This window comes from Pseudomonas fungipugnans (genome assembly GCF_029955235.1).
Taxonomy (GTDB): domain Bacteria; phylum Pseudomonadota; class Gammaproteobacteria; order Pseudomonadales; family Pseudomonadaceae; genus Aquipseudomonas; species Aquipseudomonas fungipugnans.
Genome location: NZ_JARBWL010000001.1, coordinates 2,575,650 through 2,589,297 on the forward strand (window position 1 = coordinate 2,575,650; position 13,648 = coordinate 2,589,297).

Here is a 13,648-nt window from a genome sequence, read left to right on the forward strand (position 1 = left end):
TTTACCGCAAGTGCGTTTCCCTATCAGATTCAGCCCGCTGTTCATTGCAGTTGCCGCAACGATGGCGCCTGGCGCCCAGGCCGCCGACGATTCCACCCAGCAAGGTTTTGTTGAAGGCTCAAGCCTCAACCTCAATGCCCGCAACTACTACATGAACCGCAACCGTCACCAGCACACCGATGACAACATCGAATGGGGCCAGGGTTTTCTCGGCAAATTCGAATCCGGTTTCACTGCAGGCAGCGTCGGGGTCGGCGTTGATGTTCACGGGATGCTCGGACTCAAGCTTGATGGCGGTGGCGGCACCGACGGGTCGAGCATCCTGCCGGTCAGCGATGGCAACGGCAAGGCGCCGGGCTCGTTCTCCACGGCCGGTGGCGCGCTGAAACTGCGAGGCTTTGACACTGAATTGAAGGCCGGCGACCTGTTTCTCACCAACCCGGTGATCGCCGGTGGCGAAAGCCGCATGCTGCCGCAGACCTTTCGCGGCGTCAGCCTGACCAACCACAGCTTCGACGGTTTTCTGATCGAAGGCGGCCAGGTCAGTTTCACCAAGCCGTATAACCAGAGCGGCCATAAACGCATCGGCACCTCTTACGGCACCTTGCCTGAGGGCGATGAAAGCCAGCACCTGAACTGGGCCGGCGTGGCCTGGAGCGGTCTGCCGGGACTGACCAGCAGCCTGTACGCCGCCGAACTCAAGGACATCTGGAACCAGTACTACTACGATCTGGATTACACCTACGCGGTCAACGATCTGGTCAGCCTCAACCCCGGCCTGCACTTCTATCACACCCAGGACACTGGCGATGCGCTGCTGGGCAACATCGACAACAACACCTACAGCCTGCATTTCACCGTCGGCGTCGGTCATCACAGCGTCACCGCGGCGTATCAGCGGGTCAACGGCAACACTCCCTTCGATTACATCAGCCAGGGGGACAGCATTTACCTGGACAACTCCCAGCAGTACTCGGACTTCAACGGCCCGAACGAGCGCTCCTGGAAACTCAAATACGCCTATGATTTCGCCGTCCTCGGCCTGCCGGGCCTGACCTCGGCGCTGTCGTATTCACGGGGTGAACTGGACCTGACCAAGGTCGATCCCGACAGCCGTGGTTATGCCTCGTGGTACAGCGCTGAGGGCAAGAATGCCAAGCACTGGGAACGCGACATCGACCTCAAATACGTGGTTCAAAGCGGCCAGGCCAAAGACCTCGCGGTGCGCCTGCAATGGGCAACCAACCGTGGCGCAAACGGCTACGGTGCGCTGGATCAGGACACCGATGAATACCGTGTAATCATCGATTACCCGATCAACGTGTTCTAATATCGGCGACAAAAGCAAAAGGCCAGCATGTTTCGCTGGCCTTTTTTGTGCCTGGGATCTATACATCGGCCAGTCAACCCTGCACGTCCATTGATTGAACGCCGTGAAATAGCCGTGACCCATCGGGAACAGCATTAAAGGAACTACGCTTATAAAGTCCCTCAAGCAGACCCCCTCCATGATCGCAAGCCGCATTCCAACCGTTTCGGGCACCACCGGACGCCCCGAGCTGCTGCTGGTTCTGGGCAGTTGCCTGACCGTCATTGCCATCCTCAGCATTGTCACGTTCCTGCTGATACGCGAACACGCCAACGCCCAGCTGGACGCGACCCGCAGTGCGACCACCATCGCCCAGTTGATCGATGCCGATGTGCTGCGCACGGTCGAGCTTTACGACATGACGTTGCAGGGGTTGATCGCTGCGTCGCAACGCAACGACCTCAAACAGATGTCGGCGCAAGTCCGCCATCTGGTGTTGTTCGACCGCTCCAACACGGCCCGTTTCAAGGGCGACATTCTGCTGTTGGACGCACACGGCGACATGGTGGCTGATTCATCGCTGCTGGAGCCTAAAGCGGCCAACTTCGCCGACCGCGACTACTTCCAGGCGCACGTGGGCAATCACGACAGGGGCATGTTCATCAGTCGCCCCTTCAAACCACGTTGCGACTGCGCCGACAACGACCAATGGCAGATCAGTTTCAGCCGGCGCATCTCGTCGCCTACGGGAGAATTTCTCGGAGTCGCGGTGGCCTCGATGCGTCTGGCGTACTTCGAGGAGTTGTTCAACAGCCTGGACATCGGTCGCAACAGCACCCTGAACATCATCAATAGCGACGGCCTGTTGTTGGCGCAAAAGCCTTACCTCGAAAACGACATGATTGGCAAAAGTTTCGCCAACCGGCCTAACGTCGTGCGCCTCCTGCGTGAGGGCAATGGCAGCTTCAGCAGTGTGTCGAGCATCGATCACCAACAACGCCTGTACACCTTTTCCCGGGTCGGCAACCTGCCATTGACGGTGATTGTCGCGCTGTCACGCGACGAGGTGTTTGGCGTCTGGCAGCGCACGGCTGTTGTCGTCAGCGGCGCGACCGGCGTGCTGTGCCTGGGCTTGCTGTGGCTAAGCTGGCTGCTCAGCCGCGAATTGCGCCTGCGTCACAGGGCAGAGCGCGAACTCGCGCTGTTGGCCGCCACCGATCCGCTGACCGGCGTTGCAAACCGTCGGACCCTGGACCAGGCCCTGCGCCATGAATGGTTCCGCGCCCAACGCTCCGGCAAACCACTTTCGGTGTTGATGATCGATGCCGATCATTTCAAGGCGTTCAATGATCGTCACGGCCATCAGGCCGGTGACGATGCCTTGCGGGCACTGGCCAAGGTGATCGCCGCCAGCATCCGGCGCCCGGCTGATCTGGTGGCCCGTTATGGCGGTGAAGAATTTTCGGTGATCCTCGCCGAAACCGACAGCGCGGGTGCAAGACAGATCGCGGAACAGATTCGTCAGGCGGTAGAGCAATTGCCATTGGTGGCGGGGGCGCAGCTGCCGGTTACTGTCAGTATCGGCATCAGCACCTGGACCACGGCGTCCGAGATTTCGCTTGAGCAGCTGCTGTTTGCGGCGGACAAGGCGTTGTATCAGGCCAAGGATGGCGGGCGGAATCGGGTGGTGGCTGGCTGAGATTTTCGCTGGGGCTACTGGCCTCTTCGCGGGCAAGCCCGCTCCCACATTGGATCACCGTTGTATGTAGGAACGCGGTCACCTGCTCGCGAGGAGGCCGGCCGGAACACTACAAAATCCAGCCATAAAAAAAGGCCACCCGAAGGTGGCCTTTAAAAAACTAGAGAGGTTTTTTGCTTACACGGCCGCGACAGGACGCATGTAAGAGATCGGTGCAGTGCTGGCGTCTTCGAAAGTCACGACTTCCCAAGCATCTGTCTGCTCAATCAACTTGCGCAGCAGCTGGTTGTTCAATGCATGTCCGGACTTGAAGCCCTTGAACTCACCAATCAGGCTATTGCCCAGCAGGTAGAGGTCACCAATTGCATCGAGGATCTTGTGCTTCACGAATTCGTCTTCATAGCGAAGGCCGTCTTCGTTCAGTACACCATCCGCGTCGACCACAATAGCGTTTTCAACGCTGCCGCCGAGTGCGAGGTTGTGCTTGCGCAGGTACTCGATGTCACTCATGAAACCAAAGGTACGGGCGCGGCTGACTTCTTTTACGAACGAAGTGCTGGAAAAATCCACGCTTGCACTTTGTGTGCGGTCACGGAAAACCGGGTGATCGAAATCGATCTCGAAGCTCACCTTGAAACCTTCGAAAGGGACGAAAGTGGCGCGCTTGTCGCCATCTTCCACTGTCACTTCACGCAGGATGCGGATGAACTTCTTGGCGGCGTCCTGTTCTTCCAGGCCGGCCGATTGAATCAGGAATACGAAAGGTCCGGCGCTACCATCCATGATCGGGACTTCAGACGCGGAGAGCTCGACGTAGGCGTTATCGATGCCCAGGCCAGCCATGGCCGAGAGCAAGTGCTCCACCGTGTCCACTTTGACGTCACCGTTAACCAGTGTGGTCGACATAGTGGTTTCGCCAACGTTTTCTGCGCGAGCAGGAATCTGCACCACAGGATCGAGGTCAGCACGACAAAACACAATGCCGGTGTCGATAGGCGCGGGCTTGAGGGTCAGGTATACCTTCTCCCCGGAGTGCAGGCCTACACCTGTGGCACGGATAATATTTTTCAGTGTGCGTTGTTTAATCATGGCTTGGGCCGCTTCAGCGCAAATTGCGAACTGGTATCAACAAAGGCTGGCGATGATAGCAGACCAGACCTTTGCTGAACACCAATCAACTTCATAGCCCTGATACATTCCATCAATCAGCCTGACGACGCAGGAAAGCCGGGATGTCCAGGTAGTCCAGATCGTCTTGCGGATTCATCTTCGCGGCAGTCGCAGCACCGGCCTGAGCCTGGTTGCGCATGACGGTCGGACGGTCCAGGTCACGGTAGTTCACCGCTGCCTGTTCGTGACGAGCAGGGGCTTGCTGTTGCGGCTGGGAAGCCATGGAGGTGTGAACGGTGTTGTCGATGACCTTCACAGGCTTCTCGATTTTCGCGCCCAGACCGGTAGCGACTACAGTCACGTGCAGCTCGTCGCGCATGTCCGGATCGATAACGGTACCGACCTTGACCATGGCGTGCTCGGAAGCGAAGGCTTCGATGATGCTACCCACGTCGGAGTACTCACCCAGGGACAGGTCAGGACCGGCGGTGATGTTCACCAGGATGCCGCGTGCACCTTGCAGGTTCACGTCTTCGAGCAGCGGGTTGCGAATGGCCGCTTCGGTGGCCTCGCGTGCACGGTTCGGACCGCTGGCGCAGCCAGTGCCCATCATCGCCATGCCCATTTCGCTCATCACGGTACGTACGTCGGCGAAGTCGACGTTGATCATGCCCGGACGCTTGATGATGTCGGAGATACCACGAACGGCACCGGCCAGTACATCGTCAGCCTTGGCGAACGCGGACAGCAGGCTTGCGTCCTTGCCCAGGATGGTCAGCAGTTTTTCGTTGGGAATGGTGATCAACGAATCAACGCTTTCAGACAGCAGACGGATGCCTTCGTCGGCGATCTGCATGCGCTTGCGGCCTTCGAACGGGAACGGACGGGTCACTACCGCTACGGTAAGGATGCCCATTTCCTTGGCCACTTCGGCGATGATCGGCGCAGCACCGGTACCGGTACCGCCGCCCATGCCAGTGGTGATGAACACCATGTTGGTGCCGGCCAGTACTTCGGCAATGCGCTCACGGTCTTCCAGTGCGGCCTGACGACCCACTTCAGGGTTGGCGCCAGCGCCAAGACCTTTGGTCACGCCAGTGCCCAGTTGCAGGATGGTCCGCGCGCCGATGCTTTTCAGCGCCTGGGCATCAGTGTTGGCGCAGATGAATTCCACGCCTTCAATGTTGCTCTTGACCATGTGATTGACTGCGTTGCCGCCGCCACCGCCAACACCGATAACTTTAATAACCGGGCTTTGCGGGATGTTGTCTACGAGTTCGAACATTTTCCCTCTCCTTACATTCTCTAGTTTTTTCGCCTACTGCGTTTTGTAGCGGTGTTGCGGTAAATCTTTAGAAATTGCCCTGGACCCACTTCTTCAGTCGGTCCAGCAACGGCGCCTGAGGCTCGTCGTTGCTGTAGCTGTCGCGGCTGCTGATGCCCGAGAACGAAATCCCGTCGGACTGCTTTTGCAGGCCGTACATCAACAAGCCAACGCCAGTGGAATAAATCGGGTTGCGTACCACGTCATCCAGGCCTTTAACGCCGTGAGGCACGCCCAGACGAACCGGCATGTGGAAGATTTCTTCGGCCAGTTCAGTGGCGCCTTCCATTTTCGAGGTGCCGCCGGTCAGCACGATGCCGGCCGGGATCAGGTCTTCGTAGCCACTGCGACGCAGCTCGGCCTGGATCAGGGTGAACAGTTCGTCGTAACGCGGCTCGACCACTTCGGCCAGGGCCTGACGGGACAGCTCGCGCGGTGGACGGTCGCCGACGCTCGGCACCTTGATGGTTTCACCGGCACCGGCCAGTTTGGCCAGGGCGCAGGCGTAGCGAATCTTGATTTCTTCGGCGTACTGGGTCGGTGTACGCAGCGCCATGGCGATGTCGTTGGTCACCTGATCGCCCGCAATCGGGATCACGGCGGTGTGGCGAATCGCGCCTTCGGTGAAGATCGCGATGTCGGTGGTGCCGCCACCGATGTCCACCAGGCACACGCCCAGCTCTTTCTCGTCGTCGGTCAATACCGAGTAGGCCGAGGCCAACTGCTCGAGAATGATGTCGTCGATTTCCAGACCGCAGCGACGCACGCATTTTTCAATGTTCTGTGCGGCGTTGACGGCGCAGGTGACCACGTGAACCTTGGCTTCCAGGCGCACGCCGGACATGCCCAGTGGCTCACGAACGCCTTCCTGGTTATCGATCACGTAATCCTGCGGCAGGGTGTGAAGCACGCGCTGGTCAGCCGGAATCGCTACGGCCTGAGCGGCGTCGAGCACACGTTCAAGGTCAGCGGCGCTGACTTCGCGATCACGAATCGCCACGATGCCGTGGGAATTCAGGCTGCGGATGTGATTGCCGGCCACGCCGACGAACGCCGAGTGGATCCGGCAGCCGGCCATCAGCTGTGCTTCTTCGATAGCGCGCTGAATCGATTGCACGGTGGACTCGATGTTCACCACCACGCCTTTCTTCAGGCCGCGGGAGGGGTGTGTACCGATCCCGACGATTTCCAGCGTGCCATCGTCCGCGACCTCGCCTACCAGCGCCACCACCTTGGAGGTGCCGATATCCAGACCGACGATCATTTTGCCGCTTTGCACGTTTGCCATGGGTCCTGCCTCTTCTTAATTCTTCGCGACAGCGGGTTTGGCTGTCGTCGGCGCTACAGGTTCCCGCCAGCCAACGGCGAGGCCGTTGGCGTAGCGCAGATCGATGCGCGCAATGTTCGTAATCTGGTCTTTAAGCGTTTTGTCGTAGATGGCAATGAAGCGGCGCATCTTTTCTACCAGGGCGCCGCGTCCAAGCAGCAGTTCAATCCCGGGGCCCGCGCTGCCGGCACCGGTGGTCAGGAACCAGCTGCCTCGTTCACGCAATTCCAGGCGCGCAATCGAGAAGCCCAATGGCCTGAGCATCTGGCTCAGCACCTGGTATTGCTGCATCACTTGCTGCTGGGCCCGTTGTGGACCGAACAGCTGAGGCAGGTGTTCGTAGTTCGCCAGTTCCTTGGGCGTAAACGCCTGGCCCTGGTTGTTGAGCAGCGACTCATCGCCCCAACGGGCTACAGGCAGCTGCTCTTCCAGGCGAATCACCACCTGGTCCGGCCACACCCGACGCACTTCGGCGTGGGCAATCCATGGCATCTGTTCCAGCTCCGTGCGCATGCTCGCCAGGTCGATGGTGAAGAAGCTCGACGCCACGTACGGGGCGATCCGCTGCTGCACCGCTTGCTGACTGATGTAACTCAGGTCGCCCTGCACATTGATCTTGGTGATCGGCCGGTCAGCGTAAGGCAGCAAACGCTGCGCGCCTTCGTAAGTACCGAACCCCAGTACCACCAACAGCACTGGCCAGAACAAGGCTTTGAGAAAGCCGAAATTGGCTTTGGGCAGGCGCACGGACATCGGCTCTTTGGCCACCATTCGGCTGGCACCCCGCGGCACCGGCTTGCGGCCGGGTGGTGCGGGTGGCTGATGTCGCAACGATGCGCCTTGCATGGTTTTACCCTCGCGGCTCAATGCTGGCGGCCAGAATCGCCACCACCAGTTGCTGGAAATCCAGACCGGCGGCACGGGCCGCCATCGGAACCAGGCTGTGATCGGTCATGCCCGGTGCGGTATTGACTTCCAGGAACCAGAACTGCCCGTCGGCGTCCTGCATCACGTCAGCCCTGCCCCAACCGGCGATACCCAGCGCCTCACAGGCTTTAGCCGTGAGGTCCATGAGTTCCTTTTCCTTGGCACTGTCCAGGCCGCACGGCACCCGATACTGGGTATCGTTGGCCACGTACTTGGCGTCGTAGTCGTAAAACGTATGGGGCGTACCCAGGGCAATCGGAGGCAACACCTGGTCACGCAGGGTGGCGATGGTGAACTCCGGACCTTGAATCCATTGCTCGACCAACACTTGCGAATCGTAGGTACTGGCCGCTTTCCATGCGTCGATCAACTCGAACGCAGAAGTCACTTTGGCCATACCGATACTTGAACCTTCATGGGCCGGTTTGACGATCAAAGGGAAGCCCAGTTCCGTGGCCGCCGAAATACAATCGGCCTCCGAACTCAGTACGGCGTGGCGTGGCGTCGGAATCCCGAGGCTGTGCCAGACCTGCTTGGTGCGCAGTTTGTCCATCGCCAACGCCGAGGCCAGGATGCCGCTGCCGGTGTATGGAATGCCCAGGCATTCGAGCAGGCCCTGCATGCTGCCGTCTTCACCGCCACGACCGTGGAGAATGATGAAGGCACGGTCGATTTTTTCGTTGAGCAAACGCTGCAGGAAGTCATCACCGACGTCGATGCCGAACGCGTTCACACCTGCACCTTGCAGCGCTTCAAGCACGGCGTTGCCGGATTTGAGCGACACTTCGCGCTCGGCGCTTTTGCCACCGAACAGCACGGCGACGCGACCGAAGGTTTTCGGGTCGAGGGTGGAGACGAGGTTGGCGTAGGCAGCAGTCATTTCAACTTCCCCTCAACCGATGCGGCAATGGCACCGGCGAACAACGGACTTTTCAACAGTTTTGGCGCGAGGCCGCCGATATCACCGGCGCCCTGGCACAGCAGAATGTCGCCGGCACGCAGCAGCGGCTTGACGATTGGCGCCAGGTCCACGCCGCGCTCGATGTAGATCGGGTCGAGCTGGCCGCGCTGCCGGATGCTGTTGCACAGCTTGCGGCTGTCGGCACCCGGAATCGGCTCTTCGCCAGCCGGATAGACTTCCATCAGCAGCAGCACGTTGGCGTCAGCCAGAACATTGACGAAATCGTCATACAGGTCGCGGGTGCGGCTATAACGGTGCGGCTGGTAAACCATCACCAGACGGCGCTCCGGCCAGCCACCACGCACGGCCTTGATCACGGCGGCAACTTCGGTCGGGTGGTGGCCGTAGTCGTCCACCAGCATCACGTGGCCGTCATCGACCGGCAGCTCGCCATAGACCTGGAAGCGCCGACCGACGCCCTGGAACCCGGACAGGCCCTGGACAATGGCTTCATCGCTGACGCCCTCGTCGGAGGCAATGCAGATGGTCGCCAGTGCGTTCAACACGTTGTGGTTGCCCGGCATGTTGACCGAAACATCCAGCGGCTCACGATCAGGGCGCAGCACAGTGAAGAACGTCTGCATGCCCTGCTGGCGTACATTGATGGCGCGTACGTCGCAGTCATCGCCAAAGCCGTAGGTGACCGTCGGACGTTTGACCAGCGGCAGGATTTCGCGCACCACAGGGTCGTCCAGGCACACTACCGCCAGACCGTAGAACGGCAGGTTGTGCAGGAACTCGACGAAGGTTTTCTTCAACTTGTTGAAGTCACCGTCGTAGGTCGCCATGTGGTCGGCATCGATGTTGGTGACCACGGCCACCAGCGGCTGCAGGTGCAGGAAGCTGGCGTCGCTTTCATCGGCCTCGGCGATCAGGTAGCGGCTGGTGCCGAGCTGGGCATTGGTGCCCGCGGCATTCAGACGGCCACCGATGACGAACGTCGGGTCCAGGCCACCGGCCGCGAACACCGAAGCGATCAGGCTGGTGGTGGTGGTTTTGCCGTGCGTACCGGCGACGGCGATGCCATGGCGATAGCGCATCAGCTCGGCCAGCATCTCGGCACGCGGCACCACTGGAATACGACGTTCCAGAGCAGTCGCCACTTCCGGGTTCGACGTATTGACGGCACTCGACACTACCAGCACATCGGCTGCGGCAGCATTTTCGGCACGGTGGCCGATGAATATGTGTGCGCCGAACGATTCAAGACGCTCGGTCACCGGCGATGCCTTCAGGTCGGAACCGGACACTTCGTAGCCCAGGTTCAACAACACTTCGGCAATACCGCACATGCCTACACCGCCGATACCGACGAAGTGGATGCGACGGATGCGGCGCATTTCCGGCTGTGGCATGGCTTTCTGATTCTCAACCATGGGCCACCTCCAGGCAGGTGTCGACTACGTTACGGGTGGCATCGGGTTTAGCCAGTCGGCGGGCCGCAGTGGCCATGTCTTCGAGTCGTTGCGGTTGCATCAGGACCTCTGTCAGGCGTGCGGCAAGATCCGCTGCGCCGGTCGTTCTTTGCGGCATCAGGAAGGCAGCACCTTCACGGGCCAAATATTCGGCATTGCGGGTCTGGTGATCGTCGATCGCGTGGGGCAAAGGCACCAGCATCGAGGGCAGACCGGCGGCAGCCAGTTCACTGATGGTCAACGCGCCTGCGCGGCACACCACCAGGTCGGCCCAGCCATAGGCCTGGGCCATGTCTTTGATGAAGGGCTGCACTTGCGCCTCGACGCCAGCGTCGCGATAGCGCTGCGCAGTCACTTCATCGTGGTTTTTGCCGGCCTGATGAAACACTTCCGGACGCAGGTCGGGGGCGACTTGCGACAGGGCTTCAGGCAGCAACTTGTTCAACGGTTCTGCGCCCAGGCTTCCGCCCAGGATCAGCAAACGCGCCTTGCGACCGGCCAGGGCTGGTCGCGATGTTTCGAGGAACAGCTCCGTGCGCACCGGATTGCCGGTGGTCCGACGGCTGTCCGACAGGGTAAAGGTGTCGGGGAACGCTTCACAGACTCGGGCGGCCAACGGCATGAGTAACCGATTGGCGGTACCGGCCACTGCGTTCTGCTCGTGAACGATGACCGGCACACCGGCCAGCTTGGCGGCAACACCACCGGGACCGGTCACATAACCACCAAAACCGACCACGCAGACCGGCCGCAGCTGACGAATGATCGCCCGCGCCTGCCAGACCGATTTCAGCAACATGAACGGTGCCTTGAGCAGCGACAGCTTGCCCTTGCCACGCAGACCGCTGGCGTTGATCCGGTGCAGCTCCAGACCGGCTGCCGGCACCAGATCGTTCTCGATCCCGCGCGGCGTGCCGAGCCAGTGCACCGTATAGCCACGGGACTGAAACTCGCGGGCACAGGCCAGCGCCGGGAACACGTGGCCGCCGGTGCCGCCGGCCATGATCAATACGTTAGCGCCCATGGGGTGGCTCCTCGGCGAAGTCACTCTCCTGGAACTCCATCTCTTCGCTGCCCAGGTGGGTTCGACTCTCCCACTCGATACGCAGCAACAGACCCAGACAGGCGCAGCAGATCACCAACGAACTGCCGCCATAACTGAGGAACGGCAACGTCAGACCTTTGGTCGGCAGCAGGCCGACGTTCACGCCGATGTTGATCAGGAACTGACCGATCCACAGGAACGACAGCCCGTAAGCCACATAGGCCGCGAAATATTGCTTGGCCTTTTCTGCCCACAATCCGATGTACATGCCACGAATACAGACGAAGACGAACAGCGCGACAGTGCACAACGAACCCACGGCGCCCAGTTCTTCGGCCAGGACCGAGAACACGAAGTCAGTGTGGGCTTCCGGCAGGTAGAACTGCTTCTGCACGCTGTTGCCCAGGCCAACGCCCAGCCATTCGCCGCGACCGAAAGCGATCAATGCCTGAGACAGCTGATAACCGGCACCAAACTGGTCAGCCCACGGGTCGGCAAAGTTGGTCAGACGCGCCATCCGGTACGGTTGCACTTGAATCAACAGCACCACCGCCGCGACCGCCAGCACCACCATCAGGGAAAAGCGGAACAGCCCGACGCCACCGAGGAACAGCATTGCCGCCGCCGCGCCCATCATCACGACGGTGGCACCGAAATCCGGCTCCATCAGCAACAGGCCCGCCATCGGCAGCAGTACGATGAACGGCTTGAAGAAGCCCATCCAGCTTTCACGCACTTCTTTCTGGCGACGTACCAGATAACCGGCGAGGTAGATCACCACGAATACCTTGGCGATCTCGGAAGGCTGAACGTTGAAGAAGCTGAAACCGATCCAGCGCATCGAACCGTTCACTTCACGGCCGATCCCCGGCACGATCACCATCACCAGCAAACCGAACGCCCCCACCAGCATCAACCAGCCCAGGCGTTGCCAGGTCGCAATCGGGATCATCATGGTGACGATGCAGGCAGCAAGGCCAAGCACGATGTAGATAAGGTGACGAATCATGTAATACAGGGCGCTGCCCGACTGCACGGCCGCCACTTCGGTCGATGCCGAGGCAATCATGATCAGGCCCAGACCCAACAGCGCCAGGCAACCGGCGAGCATTGGAAAGTCGAGGTCGATACCGCGCCCGGTGATGATCGGCGACGGGTACGGCTTGATGATGTTTTTCCAGCTCATGCCAGATCCTCCACGGCGCGGACGAACTGGTGACCACGGTCTTCGTAATTCTTGAACATGTCGAAACTGGCGCAGGCCGGCGACAACAGCACCGCATCACCTGGTTCGGCGAGGGCGTGGCATTGCTCCACCGCTTCGTTCAGCGAGCTGACGCGAATCAACGGCACACTGTCTCCGACGGCCTGAGCAATCAAGTCCGAGTCGCGGCCCATCAACACCACGGCGCGGCAGTTGGCCGCCACGGGATCACGCAGGTCCTTGAAGTCGGCCCCCTTGCCGTCGCCACCGGCGATCAACACGAGCTTGCCGTCGATGTCCGCGCCCAGGCCTTCGATGGCGGCCAGTGCGGCGCCGACGTTGGTGGCTTTGGAATCGTTGTAGTAGCTCACGCCGTTGAGGTCGCGAACCCATTGGCAGCGATGTTCGAGCCCGGCGAACGTGCGCAGGCTTGAGAGCATGGCATCGAACGGCAGACCAACGGCGTGCCCCAGGGCCAGCGCCGCCAGGGCGTTGGACTGGTTGTGGCCACCACGGATTTTCAGTTCCCGTACCGGCATCAGGTTCTGGAATTCGAAGGCAAGGTATTTCTCGCCATCTTCGTCACGAATTCCGAATGCCTTGAAATCGGGTTTGCTCAGGCCGAAGGTCCAGCAAGGCTGGCCTTCGCCCATCAGCGGACGGCTCAGGGCGTCCTGACGGTTGACCACGAACTGTTTCGCACCACGGAAAATCCGGTGCTTGGCCAGGTGATACGCCGGCAGGCCGCTGTAGCGGTCCATGTGGTCTTCGCTGACGTTGAGTACGGTGGCCACTTCGGCGCCCAGATGATCGGTGGTTTCCAGCTGGAAACTCGACAGCTCCATCACGTACAACTCGACGTCATCGCTGAGCAGATCCAGCGCCGGCGTACCGAGGTTGCCGCCGACTGCAACACGCTTGCCCGCCGCAGCGGCCATTTCGCCAACCAGCGTGGTGACGGTGCTTTTCGCGTTGGAACCGCTGATGGCGACAATCGGCGCCTTCGCGTTACGCGCGAACAGCTCGATGTCGCCGGACAATTTCACGCCACGGGCAGCCGCCGCCTGCAGGGCCGGGGTCGCCAGCGCCAGGCCGGGGCTCACGTAGAGCTCGTCGGCGCGGCACAGGAACTCGACGTCGAGTTCGCCACAACGCACTTCCACCTGCGGGTAGTCACGGCGCAGCGTGGCCAGCTCCGGTGGATTTTCCCGCGTATCGGCAACGGCAAACGACACGCCCCGGTTCGCCAGGAAGCGAACCAGGGACATGCCGCTCTTGCCGAGGCCGACAACGATGCGGAAGTGGTCAGAAGCGATCAGAGACACTC

Annotated in this window: 11 protein-coding genes; 2 read left to right on the plus strand and 9 right to left on the minus strand. The window is 60.6% G+C overall.

The features are described from left to right. The first annotated feature begins 10 nt into the window (after positions 1-10). Both POF45_RS10590 and POF45_RS10595 read left to right on the plus strand, forming a co-directional pair. Positions 11-1,330 (plus strand): OprD family porin, encoded by a 1,320-nt coding sequence (locus POF45_RS10590; protein ID WP_282315651.1) that lies wholly within the window; start codon positions 11-13, stop codon positions 1,328-1,330. Between the two features lie 178 nt (positions 1,331-1,508). Next, complete coding sequence (locus tag POF45_RS10595; RefSeq protein ID WP_259496471.1) at positions 1,509-3,008, plus strand: GGDEF domain-containing protein; 1,500 nt, start codon at positions 1,509-1,511, stop codon at positions 3,006-3,008. A 177-nt stretch (positions 3,009-3,185) separates the two neighbouring features. Here the strand turns inward: POF45_RS10595 and lpxC are convergent, their stop codons facing one another. The 9 genes from lpxC to murD all read right to left on the minus strand — a co-directional run bounded on the left by lpxC (position 3,186) and on the right by murD (position 13,646). After that, positions 3,186-4,097 carry a UDP-3-O-acyl-N-acetylglucosamine deacetylase gene (gene lpxC / locus POF45_RS10600; RefSeq protein ID WP_008060300.1) on the minus strand — a complete coding sequence of 304 codons (912 nt, stop codon included), beginning with the start codon at positions 4,095-4,097 and terminating at the stop codon, positions 3,186-3,188. 112 nt (positions 4,098-4,209) lie between these two features. Further along, positions 4,210-5,403 carry a cell division protein FtsZ gene (gene ftsZ / locus POF45_RS10605; protein WP_259496474.1) on the minus strand — a complete coding sequence of 398 codons (1,194 nt, stop codon included), beginning with the start codon at positions 5,401-5,403 and terminating at the stop codon, positions 4,210-4,212. A 67-nt stretch (positions 5,404-5,470) separates the two neighbouring features. Next, positions 5,471-6,730: a cell division protein FtsA gene (ftsA, locus tag POF45_RS10610; RefSeq protein WP_259496475.1), complete on the minus strand. Its 1,260-nt coding sequence runs from the start codon at positions 6,728-6,730 to the stop codon at positions 5,471-5,473. Between the two features lie 15 nt (positions 6,731-6,745). Further along, complete coding sequence (locus POF45_RS10615; RefSeq protein WP_259496476.1) at positions 6,746-7,615, minus strand: cell division protein FtsQ/DivIB; 870 nt, start codon at positions 7,613-7,615, stop codon at positions 6,746-6,748. Between the two features lie 4 nt (positions 7,616-7,619). Beyond that, a complete protein-coding gene (locus tag POF45_RS10620; protein ID WP_259496478.1) occupies positions 7,620-8,576 on the minus strand; it encodes a D-alanine--D-alanine ligase in 957 nt (318 codons plus the stop codon). After that, entirely contained in the window at positions 8,573-10,033 is a 1,461-nt protein-coding gene (gene murC / locus POF45_RS10625) for a UDP-N-acetylmuramate--L-alanine ligase (protein WP_259496480.1), read from the minus strand. The genes POF45_RS10620 and murC overlap by 4 nt, the downstream gene beginning before the upstream one ends. Continuing rightward, the gene (murG, locus tag POF45_RS10630; RefSeq protein WP_282315652.1) at positions 10,026-11,096 is read right to left on the minus strand and encodes an undecaprenyldiphospho-muramoylpentapeptide beta-N-acetylglucosaminyltransferase; all 1,071 of its coding nucleotides are present in this window, start codon (positions 11,094-11,096) and stop codon (positions 10,026-10,028) included. Before murG ends, murC begins: the two co-directional genes overlap by 8 nt. Further along, on the minus strand, positions 11,086-12,303 hold the full coding sequence (gene ftsW / locus POF45_RS10635; protein ID WP_259496485.1) for a putative lipid II flippase FtsW: 1,218 nt from the start codon (positions 12,301-12,303) through the stop codon (positions 11,086-11,088). Before ftsW ends, murG begins: the two co-directional genes overlap by 11 nt. Continuing rightward, positions 12,300-13,646 (minus strand): UDP-N-acetylmuramoyl-L-alanine--D-glutamate ligase, encoded by a 1,347-nt coding sequence (murD, locus tag POF45_RS10640; RefSeq protein ID WP_259496486.1) that lies wholly within the window; start codon positions 13,644-13,646, stop codon positions 12,300-12,302. The genes ftsW and murD overlap by 4 nt, the downstream gene beginning before the upstream one ends. Positions 13,647-13,648 lie beyond the last annotated feature (2 nt).